This window comes from Pantoea sp. X-Soil-ISGK-275 (genome assembly GCF_059730795.1).
Map to the genome: position 1 here is coordinate 1,646,470 of NZ_AP035976.1, position 20,464 is coordinate 1,666,933.

21 protein-coding genes are annotated in these 20,464 nt (G+C 52.7%); 6 read left to right on the forward strand and 15 right to left on the reverse strand.

Annotation, left to right across the window (positions count from 1 at the left end):
• The first annotated feature begins 85 nt into the window (after positions 1 to 85).
• Positions 86 to 259 (forward strand): hypothetical protein, encoded by a 174-nt coding sequence (locus tag AC6I8A_RS07630; RefSeq protein WP_256696168.1) that lies wholly within the window; start codon positions 86 to 88, stop codon positions 257 to 259.
• On the opposite strand, the gene AC6I8A_RS07635 is transcribed toward AC6I8A_RS07630, so the two are convergent.
• Positions 256 to 1,404 (reverse strand): beta-glucosidase, encoded by a 1,149-nt coding sequence (locus AC6I8A_RS07635; protein ID WP_497818261.1) that lies wholly within the window; start codon positions 1,402 to 1,404, stop codon positions 256 to 258. The two genes, AC6I8A_RS07630 and AC6I8A_RS07635, sit on opposite strands and share 4 nt — an antisense overlap.
• A 160-nt stretch (positions 1,405 to 1,564) precedes the next feature.
• On the opposite strand from AC6I8A_RS07635, the gene AC6I8A_RS07640 reads away from it, so the two are divergent.
• Entirely contained in the window at positions 1,565 to 3,028 is a 1,464-nt protein-coding gene (locus tag AC6I8A_RS07640; protein WP_312182303.1) for a phospholipase D-like domain-containing protein, read from the forward strand.
• A 31-nt stretch (positions 3,029 to 3,059) separates the two neighbouring features.
• On the opposite strand, the gene mdoC is transcribed toward AC6I8A_RS07640, so the two are convergent.
• On the reverse strand, positions 3,060 to 4,184 hold the full coding sequence (gene mdoC / locus AC6I8A_RS07645; RefSeq protein ID WP_497818262.1) for a glucans biosynthesis protein MdoC: 1,125 nt from the start codon (positions 4,182 to 4,184) through the stop codon (positions 3,060 to 3,062).
• A gap of 278 nt (positions 4,185 to 4,462) precedes the next feature.
• Between mdoC and AC6I8A_RS07650 the strand changes: the two genes are divergently transcribed.
• The 3 genes from AC6I8A_RS07650 (at position 4,463) to AC6I8A_RS07660 (ending at position 8,914) form a co-directional block, all read left to right on the forward strand.
• Complete coding sequence (locus AC6I8A_RS07650) at positions 4,463 to 5,998, forward strand: glucan biosynthesis protein G (RefSeq protein ID WP_256698395.1); 1,536 nt, start codon at positions 4,463 to 4,465, stop codon at positions 5,996 to 5,998.
• Entirely contained in the window at positions 5,991 to 8,540 is a 2,550-nt protein-coding gene (gene mdoH, locus AC6I8A_RS07655) for a glucans biosynthesis glucosyltransferase MdoH (protein ID WP_256696171.1), read from the forward strand. The genes AC6I8A_RS07650 and mdoH overlap by 8 nt, the downstream gene beginning before the upstream one ends.
• Before the next feature lie 134 nt (positions 8,541 to 8,674).
• Positions 8,675 to 8,914 carry a YceK/YidQ family lipoprotein gene (locus AC6I8A_RS07660; RefSeq protein WP_256696172.1) on the forward strand — a complete coding sequence of 80 codons (240 nt, stop codon included), beginning with the start codon at positions 8,675 to 8,677 and terminating at the stop codon, positions 8,912 to 8,914.
• Positions 8,915 to 8,920: 6 nt separating this feature from the next.
• Here AC6I8A_RS07660 and AC6I8A_RS07665 read toward each other — a convergent pair whose 3' ends face one another.
• From AC6I8A_RS07665 to AC6I8A_RS07675, 3 genes are all read right to left on the reverse strand, one after another.
• Complete coding sequence (locus AC6I8A_RS07665) at positions 8,921 to 9,316, reverse strand: MysB family protein (protein WP_008103134.1); 396 nt, start codon at positions 9,314 to 9,316, stop codon at positions 8,921 to 8,923.
• A gap of 119 nt (positions 9,317 to 9,435) precedes the next feature.
• Positions 9,436 to 9,702 carry a hypothetical protein gene (locus AC6I8A_RS07670; protein ID WP_008103132.1) on the reverse strand — a complete coding sequence of 89 codons (267 nt, stop codon included), beginning with the start codon at positions 9,700 to 9,702 and terminating at the stop codon, positions 9,436 to 9,438.
• A 559-nt stretch (positions 9,703 to 10,261) separates the two neighbouring features.
• Positions 10,262 to 11,185 (reverse strand): Kdo(2)-lipid IV(A) acyltransferase, encoded by a 924-nt coding sequence (locus tag AC6I8A_RS07675; protein ID WP_008103130.1) that lies wholly within the window; start codon positions 11,183 to 11,185, stop codon positions 10,262 to 10,264.
• Positions 11,186 to 11,452: 267 nt separating this feature from the next.
• Here AC6I8A_RS07675 and trhO point away from each other — a divergent pair, with 267 nt between their 5' ends.
• Positions 11,453 to 12,508 (forward strand): oxygen-dependent tRNA uridine(34) hydroxylase TrhO, encoded by a 1,056-nt coding sequence (gene trhO / locus AC6I8A_RS07680; RefSeq protein WP_497818263.1) that lies wholly within the window; start codon positions 11,453 to 11,455, stop codon positions 12,506 to 12,508.
• Between the two features lie 44 nt (positions 12,509 to 12,552).
• Here the strand turns inward: trhO and AC6I8A_RS07685 are convergent, their stop codons facing one another.
• From AC6I8A_RS07685 to mdtH, 10 genes are all read right to left on the reverse strand, one after another.
• A complete protein-coding gene (locus AC6I8A_RS07685) occupies positions 12,553 to 13,128 on the reverse strand; it encodes a YceI family protein (RefSeq protein WP_436332249.1) in 576 nt (191 codons plus the stop codon).
• 1 nt (position 13,129) lies between these two features.
• On the reverse strand, positions 13,130 to 13,702 hold the full coding sequence (locus AC6I8A_RS07690; protein ID WP_497818264.1) for a cytochrome b: 573 nt from the start codon (positions 13,700 to 13,702) through the stop codon (positions 13,130 to 13,132).
• Between the two features lie 292 nt (positions 13,703 to 13,994).
• Complete coding sequence (gene solA / locus AC6I8A_RS07695; RefSeq protein ID WP_479486907.1) at positions 13,995 to 15,110, reverse strand: N-methyl-L-tryptophan oxidase; 1,116 nt, start codon at positions 15,108 to 15,110, stop codon at positions 13,995 to 13,997.
• 106 nt (positions 15,111 to 15,216) lie between these two features.
• Positions 15,217 to 15,471 carry a biofilm formation regulator BssS gene (bssS, locus tag AC6I8A_RS07700; protein ID WP_008103119.1) on the reverse strand — a complete coding sequence of 85 codons (255 nt, stop codon included), beginning with the start codon at positions 15,469 to 15,471 and terminating at the stop codon, positions 15,217 to 15,219.
• A 277-nt stretch (positions 15,472 to 15,748) separates the two neighbouring features.
• Positions 15,749 to 16,018: a hypothetical protein gene (locus tag AC6I8A_RS07705; protein ID WP_008103116.1), complete on the reverse strand. Its 270-nt coding sequence runs from the start codon at positions 16,016 to 16,018 to the stop codon at positions 15,749 to 15,751.
• A gap of 143 nt (positions 16,019 to 16,161) precedes the next feature.
• On the reverse strand, positions 16,162 to 16,407 hold the full coding sequence (gene dinI, locus AC6I8A_RS07710) for a DNA damage-inducible protein I (protein ID WP_007893661.1): 246 nt from the start codon (positions 16,405 to 16,407) through the stop codon (positions 16,162 to 16,164).
• A gap of 68 nt (positions 16,408 to 16,475) precedes the next feature.
• Positions 16,476 to 17,522, reverse strand: a complete 1,047-nt coding sequence (gene pyrC / locus AC6I8A_RS07715; RefSeq protein ID WP_256696177.1) for a dihydroorotase — start codon at positions 17,520 to 17,522, stop codon at positions 16,476 to 16,478.
• A 135-nt stretch (positions 17,523 to 17,657) separates the two neighbouring features.
• Positions 17,658 to 18,221, reverse strand: a complete 564-nt coding sequence (locus AC6I8A_RS07720; protein ID WP_008103112.1) for a lipoprotein — start codon at positions 18,219 to 18,221, stop codon at positions 17,658 to 17,660.
• Positions 18,222 to 18,332: 111 nt separating this feature from the next.
• Positions 18,333 to 18,980, reverse strand: a complete 648-nt coding sequence (gene grxB / locus AC6I8A_RS07725; protein WP_256696178.1) for a glutaredoxin 2 — start codon at positions 18,978 to 18,980, stop codon at positions 18,333 to 18,335.
• An 89-nt stretch (positions 18,981 to 19,069) separates the two neighbouring features.
• Positions 19,070 to 20,272, reverse strand: coding sequence for a multidrug efflux MFS transporter MdtH (gene mdtH / locus AC6I8A_RS07730; RefSeq protein ID WP_256696179.1), 1,203 nt, complete (start codon positions 20,270 to 20,272; stop codon positions 19,070 to 19,072).
• Between the last annotated feature and the right edge of the window lie 192 nt (positions 20,273 to 20,464).

Genomic DNA, 20,464 nt, shown 5'->3' on the forward strand with positions numbered 1-20,464 from the left:
TACGCTTATAATCTTCGTCCTGATGATTACGCTGTGGATGAGTTAAGGTCAGCACCGGGAAAAGGAAGCCTGCAAGGAGATGTCGATGGAATCCAGAGATGACAAACTGATCGCCATAATTGGTCTGCTCTCCGCCTGTTTAATTGGCGTGGTGTTTCTCTTCACTATGACGTGGCTCACCGACGTGCGTCACCCCGCGGATCCTTCACTTGATGTGCAAACCTGTCCGCAAAAACCTGCCACCACGCAACAGTCTTAACTGTTTGTCTGCCAGTTCTGCCACTTAATCTGTTGACTGCGCAACTCCAGCGCCAGCGCCTCATGCAAGGTGCGATTGCCATTGGGATCGCCAAGGCCAAACAGCGCGCCCGGTGAACGCCGATCGTCGGCCCAGGCCGGATACTCCACCACCGGATAGAGCGAAATGCCTTCCAGCGCCACGCCGTGATCCAGCGCCAGACGCGCTTCTTCACTAATCTGCCGCAGCCAGGGCGCACGCGCCTCACCTTCAGCGCCGGTTTCGGCCAGAATCATTGGGCGCTGATAGCGTTGCCAGCACTGCATTAACAAACGGTGCAGCGGTTGACGCGTCGGATGGTCATGCGGAATGGTTTCGCCTGAGAAAAACCAGTGATTGTCGGGATAGTAATTGAGACCCAGAATATCGAGGAAATCCGCGCGGCCACCCAGTTCCGGCGCATCGCGTCCGCCAATCCAATCCCAGGCTTCAAACTGCGCCTGATGCTGCGCGTCGGCATAAGGTTTGCTGTCAGGGTTATCGGGATCGGTCGCCACCTGCACCAGTGGATCGGTCAGCACAAAGCGTGCATCGGGATAAACCTCGCGAATGGCGTGCATCGCCGCTAGCGAGGCGCGCACTAATTGGCGCTTCAGCTCGCGACCGCGATCGCTGGCGTAAGGATCGAGCCAGGAAACGTCCGCGCCCGCCCACGACCAGAATGAGATTTGGTTGATCGGCGTGAAAAAGGGTTTCTCAATGCCTTCATCGCGCATCAGTTGTGCCATGGCGCGGGCGAAGCGTTCAAAGTGATCGACAAAGCTGGCTTTCCAGATATCCAGGTGATCGGGATAGCCAAAGTGCGCCAGCTCCCAGATAATCTGCATATCGTGACGCGCCGCGGCGTGCACCATCGGCAGAAAGGTGCGCCAGTCATATTCATTGGGCACGGCTTCAATCAGATGCCAGCGAGCGCCATCGCGCGCGGTGTGCAAACCTTCCTGCGCCAGTGCGGCATAATCTTTCTCCAGCAGCATGTCGTGGCCGCTGCTGATCACCATATCGAGCCGACGTCCGCCTGCGCGACGGGCGGTTGAACAGGGAAAACTGCCCTGAAAGAAACTGCGGAACAGCTGAGGGTGATGGCGCAGGGATTGCTGGGTCATAATCCTCTCCTCACGGTGAACGCCGGATGCAGAATGCAGAACGCCTGGCTAAGTCTAGACTAAATTGACGGTGCGCCATTGGGCAGAAAAGGAAGCCTCCGATTGCTTGTTAGCGCATTGATACCAACAATAATAGGTCCACAGCTTTCAGGGATTCACTATGAGTGAAGCAGCAACTTCTTTGCCGCCTGAGGAACAGTCGGGCAACGGGCTGAAACCGAGTGTTGAGGCGCGTTGTGCGCGGCATCCGGGCATGAGCGGCATTCATCCGCTTAATGATGGATTGGATGCTTTTGCTGCGCGCTATCAGATGATGAGCATGGCGCAGCACACCATTGATGTGCAGTACTACATTTGGCACAACGACATGTCTGGTCGCTTGCTGTTTAGCGCGCTGCTGGATGCCGCCGAGCGCGGAGTGAAAGTGCGACTGCTGCTGGATGACAACAACACGCCGGGTTTGGATGAAACGCTGGCGGAACTCGATCGTCACGTCAATATCGCCGTGCGCTTGTTCAATCCGTTCTCGTTCCGCACGTTGCGCGCGCTCGGTTATCTCACCGATTTTTCCCGCCTCAATCGACGTATGCACAATAAAAGTTTGACGGTGGATGGCGCGGCGACGCTGGTGGGCGGGCGCAATATCGGCGACGAATATTTTGGTACCGGCAATGAGCCGCTGTTTACCGATCTCGATGTGCTGGCGATTGGGCCGGTGGTCGACGAAGTGACGCAGGATTTCGAACGCTACTGGCGCAGTAAAGCCGTTTCGCCGCTGCGCAAGGTGGTTGATGTGAGCGGCGATGCGCATCAGGCGGTGCGCTTGCCGCCGGAGTGGCAGCAGAGTGAAGCGGTGGAGCGCTATCTGGCACGGCTGGAGCATTCGTCGTTTATCAGTCAGATGGAGCAGGGCGAGCTGGAGATGACGTGGGCGGAATCGCGTCTGCTGAGCGACGATCCGCGTAAAGGTCTCGGCAAAGCAAAACGCCGCAGTTTGCTGCCGCAGCGCATGCTGGAGGTGATCGGCACGCCGCAGCAGCAGTTCGATATCATCTCGGCCTATTTTGTTCCAACGCGTGCTGGCGTGGCGCAACTGCTGGCGTTGAAGCGGCGCGGGGTGAAGATTGCGATACTCACCAATTCACTGGCGGCGAATGACGTTACGGTGGTACACGCCGGTTATGCGCGCTGGCGGAAAAAACTGCTGCGCCACGGTATCGCGTTGTATGAACTGAAGCCGCAGGATAATCCGCAGAGTGCGCCACACGATCGCGGCATCACCGGTAATTCGGGTTCCAGTTTGCATGCCAAAACCTTCACCGTGGACAATCGCAAAGTGTTTATCGGCTCGTTCAATTTCGATCCGCGCTCCGCCATGCTGAACACCGAAATGGGGTTGGTCATCGAGAGTGAAACGCTGGCGCAGCAAACCCATCAGCGCTTTATTGCCGGGATGCGCGATCGCGCCTGGACGCTGCGCCTGGATAAGTGGGGACGCGTCAATTGGGTGGAGTTTGCGAACGAGCAGGGCGAAGTGGTGCATAAACACGAACCGCAGTGCACGCTACTGCAGCGCTTGCTGGTGCGACTGGTGTGGCGTTTGCCGGTTGAGTGGTTGCTTTAAATATAAGGGCCAGCTAACCTGGCCCTTATATTTATTTGCGTTCCGGCTTACCGGAGAACAGGAAGCGCAGCAGCGGAATGCGCAGATGGATTTCATACAGCGTAAACGCCACGCCGAACACCATCAGCAAGCCGACGAAGAAGCCGAGCGTGTCGCTACCAATGTGCGGCGTGATGTAGATGCCGTACAAAATGGTCAGCGGATGGTGTACCAGATAGATAAACAGTGAGGCATTCACCAGATACATGATGCGCGGTGAATGGCTGTTTAGCAGCTTATGCCCGAAGCTAAAACAGACGTTTAGCATGCACAAACCCATCAGCGTCGAAATGATCATATCGATCTCGTACAGCCAACCTTCACCGCTGCTGTAACGCTGATTCAGGCTATAGGCGATGAATACTGCGATAGCGCCAAAGCACATTACCGGATTAAAGCGCACAAACAACGCTTTCAGCGCCTGATGCTTCCAGCTCAACGCACCCAGCATAAAGAACGGCAGGAACATCAGCGTTTGCATCACGGCAATGCTGATCAGGCCATCGGCAAACACGGCCGGAACGAAATAAAACAGCACGCGGCGCAACGCACACCAAATTAAGGCATAAGTCAGTAGTGCCAGCGTCAATTTACCCCAGCCAATTTGCTGATAATCGATGCTGCGCTGCTGCTTATTCAGCCAGCGAAACGCCACCATACCGAACGTCGTCAGAATCACCAGTACCAATAAAAACCACAGATGAGATATCAGCTCCCACGCCAGCGTGTTGTACTTGTCGTACAGCGAGAAACTGCTCCAGTCGCCGATTTTATCGGTGAGATTTTTCGTGATGAAAAACTGCGGCAAGGTAATCAGCGGCACGGCAGTCAACATCGGGATGCCGACACGCTCCAGACGCACTTTCAACCAGCGCTGCGGCTGGTAGCGTAAGTAGAGCATGTAGGAAAAATAGCCTGAAATAACAAAGAACACCTGCATGCGGAAGGCGTGAATAAAGTCGTTTAGCACCGTCAACCACATTGAGGCGTCATGACTGTTCACCGCCCATTTCTGCGTGGAGTAAATCAGGGAGACGTGAAAAGGCACGCCCAATAACATTAAATACGCGCGAATCGAATCGAGGAAATATTCACGTTCGGGTTTAGCTGAACTCATAATCTTCCAATAGTCAGTTTACTTGCCGGTTTCGCCCTGAAACCGGATTATGCCGAAGGAAAATTCTACCGGCTGTAAACAGGGTATACTATCAGGTGAATCTGTATGTGATTTTGCGGGGTTTAATTATCCTAAAAGCACATTTTCAGCTTACAAATCAGCGGAACAATCTATTACATACGCTGTCGGAAAACCGAATAATCCTTTAAGATAATCGGGTTTGATCTAAGCACACGAAAGGGGGGGATGTGCTGAATAATGTGAATAATAAAGTGGGACTGGTAAAGATGCGCTGGGTAGGCGCGGCAGTTCTGCTGGCTATGTATGCCAACAATAGTTGGGCGTTTAACATTGATGATGTTGCAAAACAAGCCAAGGCGTTGGCAGGGAAAAGTTTCGAAGCGCCAAAAAGCAATTTACCCTCTCAGTTTCGTGAAATGAAGTTTGCTGACTATCAGCAGATCCAGTTTAACCACGACAAAGCTTATTGGGGCAAACTGCGCACGCCGTTTAAGCTTGAGTTCTATCATCAGGGCATGTATTTCGATACGCCGGTGAAAATCAACGAAGTGACGGCGTCTTCAGTACGTGAAATTAAATATAACCCTGACTACTTCAATTTCGGCAACGTAAAACACGATGCTGATGCAGTCAAAAATCTCGGCTTTGCTGGGTTTAAGGTGTTGTATCCATTAAACAAAAAGGGCAAAGACGACGAAATCACCAGCTTCCTCGGCGCCAGCTATTTCCGTGTGATTGGCGAAGGCCAGGTGTACGGTCTTTCGGCGCGCGGTCTGGCGATTGATACCGCCTTGCCGTCCGGCGAAGAGTTCCCGCGCTTTAAAGAGTTCTGGATTGAGCGTCCAAAACCGCAGGACAAACAGCTGGTGATCTATGCGCTGCTGGATTCGCCACGTGCGACCGGTGCCTATCGCTTCATCATCAAACCGGGCAAAGAATCGACGGTTGATGTGCAATCCAAAGTTTACCTGCGTGATAACGTCGGTAAACTGGGCGTTGCGCCGTTGACCAGTATGTTCCTGTTTGGTGCGAACCAGCCTTCGCCGGTGACCAACTTCCGTTCAGAGCTGCACGATTCGAATGGTCTTTCGATTCATGCCGGTAACGGTGAGTGGATTTGGCGTCCGCTGAATAACCCGAAACATCTGGCGGTCAGCACCTTCACCGTTGAGAATCCGAAAGGCTTTGGTCTGCTGCAACGCACGCGAGATTTCAGCCGTTTCCAGGATCTTGACGATCGTTACGATCTGCGCCCAAGTGGCTGGGTTGAGCCGCAGGGTGATTGGGGCAAAGGTCGCGTTGAGCTGGTAGAGATTCCAACCGCGGATGAAACCAACGACAACATCGTTGCGTTCTGGACGCCGGAAAAACTGCCTGAGCCAGGCAAAGAGATGAACTTCCAGTATCGTCTGCACTTCACCCGTGACGAGAATCAGCTGCACTCCGACGATATCGCCTGGGTGAAAGACACGCTGCGCTCTGCCGGGGATGTGAAGCAGTCGAATCTGGTGCGTCAGCCTGATGGTTCTATCGCCTTCACCGTGGATTTCGTTGGCAAAGCGATGAGCAAGCTGCCGGAAGATACGCAAGTGGCACCGCAGGTTAGCGTGGGTAATAACGCTGACGTGGTTGAGCAGAGTGTGCGCTACAACCCGGTGACCAAAGGCTGGCGTCTGGTGTTGCGTCTGCGTGTGAAAGATAACAAGCAGCCGACTGAGATGCGTGCGGCGCTGGTGAGCGGCGACAAGACATTGACGGAAACCTGGAGCTATCAGCTACCTGCCAATGAATAAATCGATATTTCTACCTCAATCTTACGTGGAGGCGCTGCCGCTTGATGCGGCAGGGCGCGCCCGTCTGAGCGATTCGCTACAGAATGCGCAGGCGTTCCACGCTATTCATACGTCGCTGGGGCAGGATAACGCCGCCAGCGAGCGCCCGGATGATGCGCCGCTGAAATCGGTGTCATCCCGTGTGCAAATGGCCTGGCCAGACTCTTTGGCGGACGGACAGCAGCTCAGCAAGGATTATCTCGATCGCACCACACTCAAGGCGATGCCGAAAGTGAAGCGTTCGCTGATGTTCCCGGAAATCTGGCGCACCAACCCGATTGCGCGCGCCTGGGATTCCCTGCGCGGTCAGAAATCCAATCCACGTTATGCCACCGTTGAAGAGCAGAAAACGGAGGACAAGTGGCGCCACGTTGGCTCTATGCGTCGCTATGTGCTGCTGATTCTGACGATTTTGCAGACCGTAGTGGCAACCTGGTACATGAAAACCATTCTGCCGTATCAGGGCTGGACGCTGATCGATCCGATCGAGATGTTCAACCAGAACTGGCTGCAGTCGGTTGAGCTGATTCTGCCGTATATCCTGCAAACCGGAATTCTGTTCTTGTTCGCCATTCTGTTCTGCTGGGTTTCTGCCGGTTTCTGGACCGCGCTGATGGGCTTCCTGCAGTTGCTGATTGGCCGCGATAAGTACAGCATTTCGTATTCGACCACCGGCGATGAGCCGCTGAATCCGGAACATCGTACCGCGCTGATCATGCCGATCTGTAATGAAGACGTAGAACGCGTGTTTGCCGGCCTGCGTGCGACCTGGGAATCGGTCAAACGTACCGGCAACGCCGAGCACTTCGACGTCTACATTCTGAGCGACAGCTACGATGCGGATATCGCCATCGCCGAGCAAAAAGCCTGGATGGAACTGGTGCGTGATGTTGGTGGCGCGGGCAAGATTTTCTATCGTCGTCGTCGTCGTCGTGTGAAGCGTAAAAGCGGCAACATCGATGACTTCTGCCGTCGCTGGGGCAGCAACTACAGTTACATGGTGGTGCTGGACGCCGACAGCGTAATGAGCGGTGAGTGTCTTACCGGTTTAGTGCGCATGATGGATGCTAACCCGAACGCCGGTATTATCCAGTCGTCGCCAAAAGCGTCAGGTATGGATACGCTGTATGCCCGTTGCCAGCAGTTCGCGACGCGCGTGTACGGTCCGCTGTTCACCGCCGGTCTGCACTTCTGGCAGTTGGGTGAATCACACTATTGGGGCCATAACGCCATCATTCGTGTGCAGCCGTTTATCGAGCACTGTGCGCTGGCACCGCTGCCGGGTGAAGGTTCCTTCGCTGGTTCGATCCTGTCGCATGACTTCGTTGAAGCCGCGCTAATGCGTCGTGCTGGTTGGGGCGTGTGGATCGCCTACGATCTGCCGGGCTCTTATGAAGAACTGCCGCCGAACCTGCTGGATGAGCTGAAGCGTGACCGTCGCTGGTGCCACGGTAACCTGATGAACTTCCGTCTGTTCCTGGTAAAAGGGATGCACCCGGTTCACCGCGCGGTGTTCCTGACGGGCGTAATGTCTTATCTCTCTGCGCCGTTGTGGTTCATGTTCCTTGCGCTGTCTACTGCCTTGCAGGTGGTGCACACGCTGATGGAACCGACCTACTTCCTGCAACCACGTCAGCTGTTCCCAGTGTGGCCGCAGTGGCGTCCGGATCTGGCGATTGCCTTGTTCTCAACCACTTTGGTGCTGTTGTTCCTGCCGAAGCTGTTGAGCGTGGTGCTGATTTGGTTCAAAGGAGCGAAACCTTACGGTGGCGCCATCCGCTTGTTCTTCTCGCTGATTCTGGAAATGCTGTTCTCGGTGCTGCTGGCGCCGGTGCGCATGCTGTTCCACACCGTATTCGTGGTCAGTGCGTTCCTTGGCTGGGAAGTGGTGTGGAACTCGCCGCAGCGTGATGATGATGCGACGCCGTGGAGCGAAGCGTTCCGTCGTCATGGTTCACAGATGCTGTTGGGTATCGTGTGGGCGGGCGGTATGGGCATCCTCGACCTGAACTTCCTGTGGTGGCTGTCGCCGATCGTCTTCTCGCTGATCCTGTCGCCGTTTGTGTCGGTGATGTCAAGCCGTGCAACGGTAGGGCAGAAGAGTAAGAACGCCAAACTGTTCCTGATTCCGGAAGAGTATGAGCCACCCAAAGAGTTGGTCGATACCGATCATTATCTGCAGATTAACCGTCAACGCGCGCTGAAAAATGGCTTTATGCATGCGCTGTTTAACCCGGCGTTTAACGCGCTGGCGACGGCGATGGCAACATCGCGTCATAAGCAGAGCGATTTGCTGGACCATGCGCGCGACCGTCGTGTCGATCAGGCGCTGAGTGATGCGCCAGAGAAACTGAACCGCGAGCAGCGTTTGCAGCTGATTAGCGATCCAGTGGTGCTGGCGCGCGTGCACTCACGTTTGTGGGAAAGCGCGGACAAATATCATCAGTGGGTGGAAAGCTATCAGAAGCTGAAGCTCAATCCTGAGGCGCTGCCACAGCGCTGAAGATGAGAAAATGAAAAGCGGCAGAGATGCCGCTTTTTTTTTGCGCGGAATATGACGCAATCTTTACGCGTCAGGAGTGGTTATTCCACCTCGCAGGCGGTTAAACTAACGCCAGTTCATTGTGAGTAAATGTTGTGAATTATTTACTGAAAATAACCGCGCTTAGCGCCGCCATTCTTCTGCTCACCGGTTGTGGCAGTATTATCAGCCGCACCTTGCCCGGACAAGGTCACGGCAATCAATATTATCCCGGCGTGCAGTGGGACGTTCGTGACGGACCGTGGCGTGTGCTGACCATTCTCGATTTGCCGCTATCGCTGGTGATGGACACGCTGTTACTGCCCGTGGATGCCAGTCACGGCCCGTACGAATAATCGTTATTACAGATTGTCAGAAGGGCTGTTGTCGTCTTCCCACTCCTGCGCCGCCGCTTCACCCTCTTCGAGGTCACGCGGCGGTTCCAGCTGGAATTCGCCTTCATCCCATTCATGCAGCGTATTTTCCGCCTGCCACTCCTGACGTAGTTCGACTTCATCAAAATCGCCGTCAAAAATTGCCTGTGCGGCTTCTCCGCTGGAGATAGGCAGGCATTCACCCTGGCCATCCTCTTCAGCGAAAAATTCAGCCTGCCACATAATGTCGCCATCCTGCATCACATACTTCTGCAGGGCAAACTGGCTGACGCTGGCATCTTCTTCGGCGATCTCAGGTTGGCTGGCGAGAAACTCTTCGCGGGCGGCTTCAATGGCTTCTTCAAGGGTGCTAAACAGGCTCATCATCAACTCCATGTCTGTAAAAAAGGGATTTCACAGAAGGATAGACGAAAAATCGTGAAGTGCAGGGCGGAGAGGAAATATCGGTTGGGCGGTTGCGTAAAATTCAACCGCCCAACCGGTCAGGCTATTTTCTGCGGGAAATGCAATACCGGGCGTACTGATTCATGAATAATTGGAGCAGAGTAACGAATACAACATTTAATACAGGGCTTAACCTTTTTAAAATTAATACGCGCGGTTGATAATGCCTGATTTAAATTATACAGAGTGCCGATAAAAACCATATCCTCCTTTACGGGTAGCCGTTTACACTCTTTTCGATGCAGAAGATGATAACCTTCCTGATCGGTACTGATCGTCACGTAGTAGTAGATGCCTTTATTCATTTTATAATTGTCCTGAGATATATTTGCTGTGTGAAATCTTTTTATATTTTTTTAAAAGTGAACGTAGCGTTCTAACTGACATCACGAAATTAACTGGATTCGATTTTATCGACAAATTCCATAAGGGAATAAGAAGGTGTTATTTTCTTTAGAAAAAGAATATAGAGGATTTTATTAAGACAATACCTTGTTTAGTAAGTTAATTTTACTGCATTGATTAGCGGGGCCGAAGGGTTTAGTAAAATTAAATAGGATTACCCCTGGATGTTGGGGAATTCAGGTCCGAGACAGCATATTTTGATCCGTTAATATTTCCTTACAAGCAGCGCAAGAATCAAATGCTAAGGCAGTTGTTTACCCAGATACTGGCTTGAAAGGTTAATTTTTTACAGAGTTAAGGCAAAGAAACACGGATTTAGTGGGTAAAGTTTGGTGCTAACTGAACAATTAGCCCAAGTTCACGCTGGACCGATTAGCGAATTAATAACCGGATAAAATCACGTAATAAGGTAAATTTCTGCTGAAGGACGTGGGGCACGCAATCATGCCCCATATCACATTAATAAACCGAAGGCTCGCCTTGTGGACGCGTTTTGAAGCGGCGATGCAGCCACATATATTGTTCCGGAGCCAGTAACACTGTCTCTTCGACCACTTTATTCATCACGACAGCGGTCTCAAGTTCAGATTCCAGCGTAAATTTATCACGGATATCAGGCATCATTTTCAGCTCATAGCCGCGCGCATTGGGCAGACGTCGCGCCAGGAATGGCACCACGCTGGGGTTTGCCAGACGAATCAACATATGGGTGCCGGTGGTGGTTGCCGCATCCTGAACCGCGAAGAACGGTGCAAACACGCTGCTGCGCGGGCCATAATCATGATCCGGTGCATACCAGATAATGTCGTTGTTCTTCATCGCGCGAATCATGCCTTTCAAATCTTTGCGGTCTAGCATGCTTTTATTGGAACGCATGCGGCCCCAGGTTTGTAGCCAGTCGATGAGCTTATTGTCATTAGGGCGATATACGCCAATGCCCGGGTTATGCATACCAAATACTCGCGCGCCCAATTCCAGAGTCAGAAAGTGCATACCAATTAATAATATGCCCCGCTTCTCGGCCAGTGCGTTAGCAACATGTTCAAGACCGCTGGTGGTGACCCATTTACGGATGCGCCAGTCTGGCCAGAACCATGCCATACCGGTTTCGATCAGTCCCATGCCCACCGATTCAAAATTGTGTTTGACCATCGCGTCGCGTTCGTTGGTCGGCATGGTGGGAAAGCACACTTCAAGATTGCGCTGCGCCACTTCAACACGACGTTTCATGAAACGCATGGCAATGCGACCCAATCCACAGCCAATGGCATGCAACACTGGATAGGGCAACAGCACCAGCAGGTAGAGGAAACCAATGCCGAGCCAGGTCAGCCAATAGCGTGGATAGAGGAGTTCACGGGTGAGTTTGGGAAGTTGAGTCATGGAAATGTCAGTATCCTGCGTCTTATGCCAGAGAGTCCGGTTTCTGTAATTTTTTGTCATTATGCCATTTTTTCATTCTGGCTGAAATCAAGCATAGACCGTGGGTGGCTATCTGGCAGCAGGTATGCGCACGAAAACGCAATTGTGTCGCAGAAATGCGCCTGTAATTACATCCGTCAGGTTTATCACACCAAAATTTTTGTATCCGGCAGAATTCGGGTATTATACGCGCGCTCAATTTCTCTGATTGCTAACAGGACGAACACCATGCCAGTGTTACATAACCTTGTTTCCAATAAAGAGCTGAAGGAACGTATGTTGGCGGAAACCGAACCACGTACCACAGTCTCTTTTTATAAATATTTCCAGATCGCCGATCCCAAAGCCTTCCGTGATGCTCTTTACGTTGAGTTAACCAAACTCAAGGTGTTTGGTCGCGTCTATGTCGCGCATGAAGGCATCAACGCACAAATCAGCGTGCCAGCCAGCCGCTACGAAAAGATGAAGGCAGTTTTGTATGCCTTTGATGCGGCGCTGAACAATCTGCGCATGAACATTGCGCTGGATGATGACGGTAAATCTTTTTGGGTGCTGCGCCTGAAAGTGCGTGAGCGCATTGTGGCGGATGGGATTGTAGATAATAGCTTCGATGCCAGCGATGTGGGCGCTTACCTGAAAGCCGCTGACGTTAACGCGATGCTCGACGATCCGGATGCGCTGTTCGTGGATATGCGTAACCACTACGAATATGAAGTGGGACGCTTTGATAACGCCATGGAAGTGCCGGCCGATACTTTTCGCGATCAGCTGCCGATGGCCGTTGATATGCTGCAGGATAAGAAAGACAAAAAGATTGTCATGTACTGCACCGGCGGCATTCGTTGTGAAAAAGCCAGCGCCTGGATGAAGCACAACGGCTTCAATGATGTTTATCACATTGAGGGCGGGATTATTGAATATACCCGTCGCGCGCGCGAGCAGGGCTTACCGGTGCGTTTTAAGGGCAAAAACTTTGTCTTTGATGAGCGCATGGGCGAGCGTATCTCAGACGATATTCTGTCCAGCTGTCATCAGTGCGGCACGCCTTGCGATAGCCACACCAACTGCATCAATGATGGCTGTCATTTGTTGTTCATTCAGTGCCCAAGCTGTGCGGAGAAGTACCACAACTGCTGCAGCCCAATCTGCATGGAAGAGTCAACGTTGTCGCCAGAAGAGCAGCGTGCACGCCGTGCGGGCCGTGAAAATGGCAACAAGGTGTTTAACAAATCACGTGGTTTGCTGAACATGACGATGGCGATACCCGCGCCAGATAAAAAATAAGCGCAAAACAGCCTGAAGTCACCGGACTTCAGGCTGCATTTAGGTTACTTACGCACGCCTTCCACCGAAATAATCAATTCAGCTTTCTGCGATGCCGGGCCAAGATCTTTGCTGATGTTGAACTCTTTCAACACGATCTCACCGCTGGCTTCAAATCCTGCACGATAGCCGCCCCACGGATCTTTGCCTTCTCCCATCAATTTTGCATTCAGCGTCACGGGCTTGGTCACGCCATTCAGCGTCAAGTCGCCAGTGATTTTGTAATCCTTGCCGTCTTTCTTCACCGCGGTAGAAGCAAAGGTCGCCTGCGGGAACTTACCGGTGTTGAGGAAATCCGCGCTGCGCAGGTGTTTATCACGTTCAGCATGGTTGGTATCGAGGCTGTTAGTGTTGATGGTCACGTTGACTTTATCTGCTGCAGGATTGGCTTCATCAAACGTGAAGCTGCCGTCAAAATCTTTAAAGGTACCGTACAACCAGCTGTAGCCCAGATGCTGAATGCGGAACTGAACAAACGCGTGCTGGCCTTCCTTATCAAATTTATAGTCAGCTGCGCTGGCCGTCAGGCTGGCGCTTAATAAGCCGGCCGCTGCTACTGCCAATAATGTCTTCTTTAGCATGTTACTTTTCCTTTTCAGAGGTTAACGGGATGCGGTAACCCAACATCCTTTTCAATGTCACATCACGGTCGATAAAATGGTGTTTCAGGGCTGCCAGCGCGTGCAGTGCAGAGAACAGCACCAAACCCCACGCCAGCCAAAGATGAATGTCGCCTGCCAGATCTGCTTGTTGCGCAGCACCGCTGAACAGTGCGGGAACCTCGAACCAGCCAAATACGGAGATCGGTTTTCCATCGGCGGTGGAGATGAGATAACCGCTGAACAGCAGCACAATTAGTAAGCTGTATAACATCCAGTGCGCGGCAGTGGCACCGCGCCGAACGGCGGGGGAATAGCTCGCCAACGGTTTGGGTAGCGGCGAAATAAAACGCCAGCCGAGGCGCAGCAGCAGTGCAGCAAACAGCAGCATGCCGATGCCTTTATGAATTTCAGGCGCGTCGTGATACCAGCCGTCGTAATAACCCAATCCGACCATCCACAAACCCAGCGCAAACATGCCGTAAATAGCCAGCGCCATAATCCAATGCAATAAAATGGAGATGGCACCGAAATGCTGTGTGGAATTACGCCACATATGAAGTTCCAGAAATGAAATAAGTGGCAATGAGCATCTACATTTTGCAATGAAAGATCAATTAACCTTACTTTTCTATAAAGTCGAAAATCATCTTCGGAATAAATGAGGATTTAATTAAAACTCAGTCAGGATAATTGAAGGGATGACGTAAAACACGAGGGCTATTGCGGGATATTGCATATTGACTACACCAAATGCGGCATACCGCTGCATTGAATGTTTATTTAGGTAATTAAATGTCAACTTACGTCAATCTTGCCGACGCAGAGTGAGCGCCGGCATCTGTGCATCAGTCAAATCGCGCGAGTGAGAAGGGCTTCATATCGAAAGAGAATGGTTTATTCTGCGCAAATTCACTGGCAAGCTCACCCAACACGCTGGCGAATTTGAAACCGTGTCCGCTTAAACCGGTGATAATCAGGCGATTCGGCTCACCAGGCAGCGTATCAATAATGAAATCTTCATCCGGCGTATTGTCGTAGCTGCAGGCTTCACCATGCAAACAGACGCCCACGCCCGGCAGAAATTGACGCAGGAAGTTAAATGACTCGTTACCATCCACCGCGATGCTGCCAAAAGGTTTGCGATCGGCCGGCGTTTGCATCAATTGGCCACCATCGTGACGTCCCACTTTCAGCGCATTGTTATCCGCCGGGAAGCCATAAAAGTGACTGCCATCGCTCATCTCCACAGTGAAGCCGGGGAATTTGTTGTTTTCGCTGTAGCGACCATCTGCCTGATACCAGGCGAAAACTTTACGCACCGGCGCAACCGGCAAATCAGCGACCAACTGGCTCACCCAGGTTCCGGCGCTGACCAGCAATTTACGCGCGCGGAAAATGCCTTCGCTGGTAGTGACCTGCTGCAGATCGCCATCGCGACCCATATCTGTCACCGGGCAGTTAAACAGCTGCGCGCATCCGGCTTGTTCCGCCAGCTGCACCCAGCTGCGCACCGCCTGCTCGCATTTGAGGAAGCCGGAGTTAGGCTCGAACACGCCAATATAGCCATCTGGCACCGTGAACTGCGGCCAGCGCGCGCGCACTTCATCGGCTTGCAGGATTTTCACATCCAGCTGCCACGCTTTCGCGCTATCGATAACATTTTGAATAAAGGTGGAGGTGATAGGCGCTAAGTTGAGGATGCCGCTGCGATGCATGATGCGATCGCCGCTCTGGCGTTCCAGTTCATCCCACAGCGTCTGCGCGCGCAGCACCAGCGGCACGTAACGTTCACCTTCGCCATAAGCATGGCGAATCAGGCGGGTTTCGCCATGATGCGTGCCCTGGCTGTGCGGGGGATGGGCGCTATCAATCATTAGCACTGATAAGCCAGCCTGCGTGGCGTAAAACCCGGCTGCTGCGCCTACCGAACCGCTTCCCACCACAATCAGATCATAAACCATAACGACATCACTCCAGCAAAACGGTGAAATTTTTCAACAGCATATCAAAAGAGAGCGCCCATGAAAAAGGCACCCTGTTGGGTGCCCTTTCACGCGATAGTAGAAGTTAATGCTTTTGATTGTCGCGTAGATACTGCTCGGTAGACTCTATTTTTGCAATGCCAGCTTCGAGAAGTGAGATAAACTGTCTGGCAACATCAGTAGTCAGCCAGTAGGTCGGGCCCACGTCAGCTTCTTCTTCTTTCTGCCCCTGCGAGGAGAGCGAGTGCAGGCGAATCATCATGGCGTCATAACTGTCTACGGTGCTGATATCCCATCCTACCAACGGATGAGTCTGGATGACGTCTTTATTTCTGTCCATTATAACCTCCGTATTACTCGTTAAACGAAGTGCTTCTTGAGGTTCAATGCGGCTGTATCGTGCACTAGCGAAACAATTATAACATGAAATAGCGAGTACAATAGTTAAAAGGTATGACGAACCTAATCAGAGTGAAAATAAACGCACTTCACATTGACGTTATAGCGAATAATAAAATGCCCGAAACGTCAGGCATTTTATTGGAAATATTATTGGCAGTAGTGACGAAATTATCGGCTTTTGTAAGAGGAAACTTTAGGCCGAAAAAGAGAATCTTTTAGGCGTGTGGCTCGCTTGGCAGCAGGCCGTGACGTTTCTGAATCTCTTCCGCTAGCCGGGTAAAATGCTGCTGTAACTGCTCGTCATGGTTCTGGTTTTGCGCTTCCAGCGTCAGGTTGTGGACCAGCAACTGATTGGCGCGATCGTCGAGACAGAAGGTCAAGGTGGCAAACGCATTTTCTAATACGGTTAAGCGGCGCTGTTGCTCAGCAATAAATGCCAGCAACTCTCCGAAGGTCATCGCCTCTTCTGGTTTTTCAGTAGTCATGTAAAACACCTCCTGTAAGCATGACGAGGCAAGAATAGGGGATCGTTTAACATGAGTCTAGATGCAGGCAGTTTTTCTGGCGAGAGGGAAATAAAAACAAAAAAGCCGGGTGGCGAAACCCGGCAAAAACGGCACAGTGGCTGTTAATCGTTATTAAACCAGTCGTCAGCGCTTTCCCAGGTTTCTTGTAACAGTTCGCTGATGCGTTCGCGTGACTCTTTGCAGCCACCAAACACGCTAAGTTGGTTGCCGCCGGCATAACGCACTTTGACGTGATGATCGTCGTCAGGGAAATCCTGCGTAATGCGACGGACCAGTTCGATGCTGAGTGCATCCAGTGCACCTGCAGGAAGGGGCGAAGTTTTTGCTACGGTAATTTCAACGCGCATAGAAGCCTCCGGAATAATATACTGTTTATTTGTACAGTATATTTATCCCGAAGGCAAGCAGCAGAAAATTATTCTTTGATGCGCCAGTTCAGCGTCTCACCGGCAAGGAAAGGCACCAGCGTGTCATCCGCCAGGGCAATGCTCTCTTCAACCTGCCAGGATTCACGCACCAGCGTCAGCGTGCCTTCATTCAGCGGCAAACCATAGAAGTTCGCGCCGTTCTCTGAGCAGAAGGCTTCAAAATGTTCCAGCGCCTTCAGCTCCTCAAACACCGTGGCGTAAGCAGGCAAGGAGGTCGGCGCATTGAACACACCGGCGCAGCCGCAACTTGCTTCTTTCAGGTGACGCAGATGGGGGGCGGTATCGGTACCGAGGAATACGCGACGATTACCGCTGGCGACCAGCTTACGCAGCGCTTCCTGATGAATATTGCGTTTCAAAATCGGCAAGCAGTAGAGATGCGGACGCACACCGCCAACCAGCATGTGGTTGCGGTTGAACATCAGGTGTTGTGGCGTGATGGTGGCGCCCAGCAACTCGTTTCCTGCCGCCAGATACTCCGCTGCTTCTTTGGTGGTGATGTGCTCCATCACCACTTTTAGTGCCGGGAACTGTTTGCGCAGCGGCTCCAGCACAGTTTCAATAAAGCGCGCTTCGCGATCAAAAATATCGATATGGGAATCGGTCACTTCACCGTGCACCAGCATGGGCATGCCGATCTGCTGCATGCGATCCAGCACCTTCGCGATCGCGGCGATATTGGTCACGCCGTGGCTGGAGTTGGTGGTGGCATGCGCAGGGTAGAGTTTGGCAGCGGTAAAAGTGCCGTCACGGAAGCCGCGTTCGATCTCATCGGGATCGAGTGAGTCGGTGAGATAGCAGGTCATCAGCGGAGTAAAAGCATGCTCAGCAGGTAACGCAGCCATGATGCGCTCGCGGTAAGCCACGGCAGCGGCCACGCTGATAACCGGTGGAACCAGGTTCGGCATGACAATCGCTCGACCATTCACTGCGCTGGTATAAGGCAGTACGGCGTTGAGCATCGCGCCATCGCGCAGATGAATATGCCAGTCGTCAGGGCGGCGGATGGTAATTTGCTGAGGTTGGGCTGTCATTCAAAAAGACTCCGGCTGAGAAGAAAACGAGAGGCGCGTTTAGGCCGGGGAGTAATCATAAGGATGTGGGCAACCGTTTGCACGGGATTTTATTGTGACAAACAAAAACCGCACCCGAAGGTGCGGCTACGCGGATTAATCAGTAAACGGAATCACCAATTGTCCCGGTTTCACTTCTATCCCTTTAGCGAGTTTCTTCGCCAGCGCTTCTCCTTTACTGCGGTCTGCGCTCAGCACGTAGGCGGGTTTCTCATTGAAATAACGCTTTAGCGACTCATTGAGATAAGGCGTTAGGGTTTTCATGATCGACGCCATTTTTTCTGGCTGCACCTGCGCATCGACAATCTCCATGTCATGCAGATAAATCGCGCCTTCCTGCGCGTTGTAAACCGGCTGCGCCTTCATCTTCAGCAGCATTTCGGCCTGCTGCGGACCAAACAGCGAGCTGACATTGATATTGGCTTTACCTGAGAGGGTGATTTTGCCAGGTTCTTCACGGCCAATCTGGCTGTTGAGATCGCTCAGCACAATGTGTGCATTCACCAGCCCGGAAACGCCGATGTCTTTTTCGAAGTTATTGCGCTTTTGCAGCGCCTGATTCACTTCCTGTTCGCTGATAGTGTATTGCGTCAATTGGTTACAGCCGCTGAGTAGCACGGCAAAAAGCAGGGCGACAAGCCCGGTAAACGCCTTTTTCATATAATCCTCATCCTGATCGAAACGGCAAAACAACGATAGCCTGCCTTAATCAGCGGCACCTGTCACCAGGAGAGGGATGAGAAGCGCCGTGGCGCTTCTCATGGATGAGGATTATGCAGCGATGGAGGAGAGCAGATTGACCTGAGTTTGTTTCGCCATATTATCGCGATAATCGGCAACGCGGCTTGGCCACTCAATACCATTGACCAGCGTTAAGGAGCGCAGCAGCGGGAACAGATGAATATCATCTTCTGAAAGTTCGCCATTGACCGCATTGGGCTTGACGATCAGTTTGTCGAGCTGGCGCAGATCATCGCTGATGTTTTTGATCAAGCCCGGCGCGTGTTTACGCAACTCGCCGAAATCCCCGACGCTGGCCTGCTTCTTCTCGCTAAAGTAGCTGCGCGCTTCCGGCGTAGCGAATTCGGCAAAGGAGGCATCGGCGATGCGCGGCAACAGCAACTTGTTGACGTAGCCATTCACATGGCGCAGCCAGTCGCTAATCGCCGGATTGCTTTTGCCATTCAGCAGCGGTTCGTGATCGTATTTATCCACCAGCCGCACAATATCCATACTTTCCGGCACCGCGCTGCCATCAGCCTTTTGCAGAATCGGCGCCATTTTCTGGCCGATCAGTTTTTTCGGCGTTTGCTCGTCGTCATTCAACATAACGATGAGTTCTAACGGCAGATTTTTTAAGCCGAAAATCATGCGTGCTTTGACGCAGAAAGGGCAGTGATCGTAGATGTAGAGTTTCATCCCGTTTCTCCTGTGGTTCTAAGGGTGACGGAGGTCACCCTTTTTTCGGACGTGCGGGAAGTATGGAAGAGATCTGTGGCAGGGGCAAACTAGCTGCTGAAAATTGCTGGCGCCACCGAACGCGGCTGGAACTGCCACCACAGCGCCAAAAGGGTGATCATCCCGACGCTGCTCAGCAGCATCCACGGCAGTTCCGGCAGCGCCCATTGCTGGCCCATATCGAACATCCAGCCACCACCGGAGTAGCCGATCAAACCGCCAATCGCGAGGCCGAGACGGCTGAAGCCCATGTAGCTACCGCGTGCGCGGGAGCTGGCGAGCGAAGCGCTGAGCGTTTCACGCGCCGGTTCAGCAATGATCGAGCCGAGATAAAAGATGGCGATCAGTATAAACAGCGACGGCAGCGAGTCGGTCATGCCAACCGGCAACAGACTGAACGTCATCAGGAACAAACCGGCCATTAGACGCGTTTCCAGGCGGAAGCGTTTTTCGCTCCAGCGTGCCAGTGGATAAAGCAGGCTTAATGACAGTAGCGCTTCAATGGCGTACATCCACTTCACCGCAGCAGGCGCACCGGCCACCTGATTCACCATCACCGGTAACATCAACATCACCTGCACGGCGAGAATGTAGTAACCGGTTAATGTCAGCACATACAGTCGAAAACGCTTATCCTGCCAGACGCGTTGCATCCCTTCACGCATCGCAATGCGTTCTGTTGAGATACGCCACGCCGGTAACCAAATGGCGTTGAACAGCGCAGCAGCGACGAACACCGCCGCGCCAACCCAGCACACCAGGCGGAAATCCCACGCCAGCAGCCAGCTACCAATCAGCGCCCCCAGCACCGCACCGGCGCTGTCCTGCATCATCAGCAGGGAGAAGAAGCGGCCGCGATCGCGTGCGCGCACCAGTTTCATCACCAGTGCGCTGCGTGGCGGGTCAAACAGCGTGCCGCCAAGACCGGATAGCAAGCAGGCGAACCACAGCAGCCAGGGTTGATGCGCCAGCGCCATGCAGGCAAAACCCGCCGCACGCATCAGCATGCCGGTGACGATCAGCGGACGCGCACCAAAACGGTCGGCAATCGCACCGCCGAAGATGCCGAATCCCTGCTGGACGAATTGCCGCAAGCCAAGCGCAATGCCGACCATCAACGCGGCCCAGCCCAGCTGTTCGACAAAATGGATAGAGATGAGAGGAAATACCACAAAAAATCCCATCACAACCAGCATGTTATCCACTAAAAGAAATGTTTTACCGAGGCGTCGTGCCCGCGCAACCCGAGACATGCTAATTCCTGAGCAAGTGAGAGGAGATAAGAGACCAATTGGTCTATTTTCCGCCTGCTCAAAGGCGAAAAACAGCTTTCTCAGGATGATATTTTTTCATCGAATCCGCAGAAATATTAATCCTCAATCAGGATGAATCCGGAGGAACGCGTTCAAGGGTTTTACCGCAAGCGGGGTGACGGTTATAGTGAG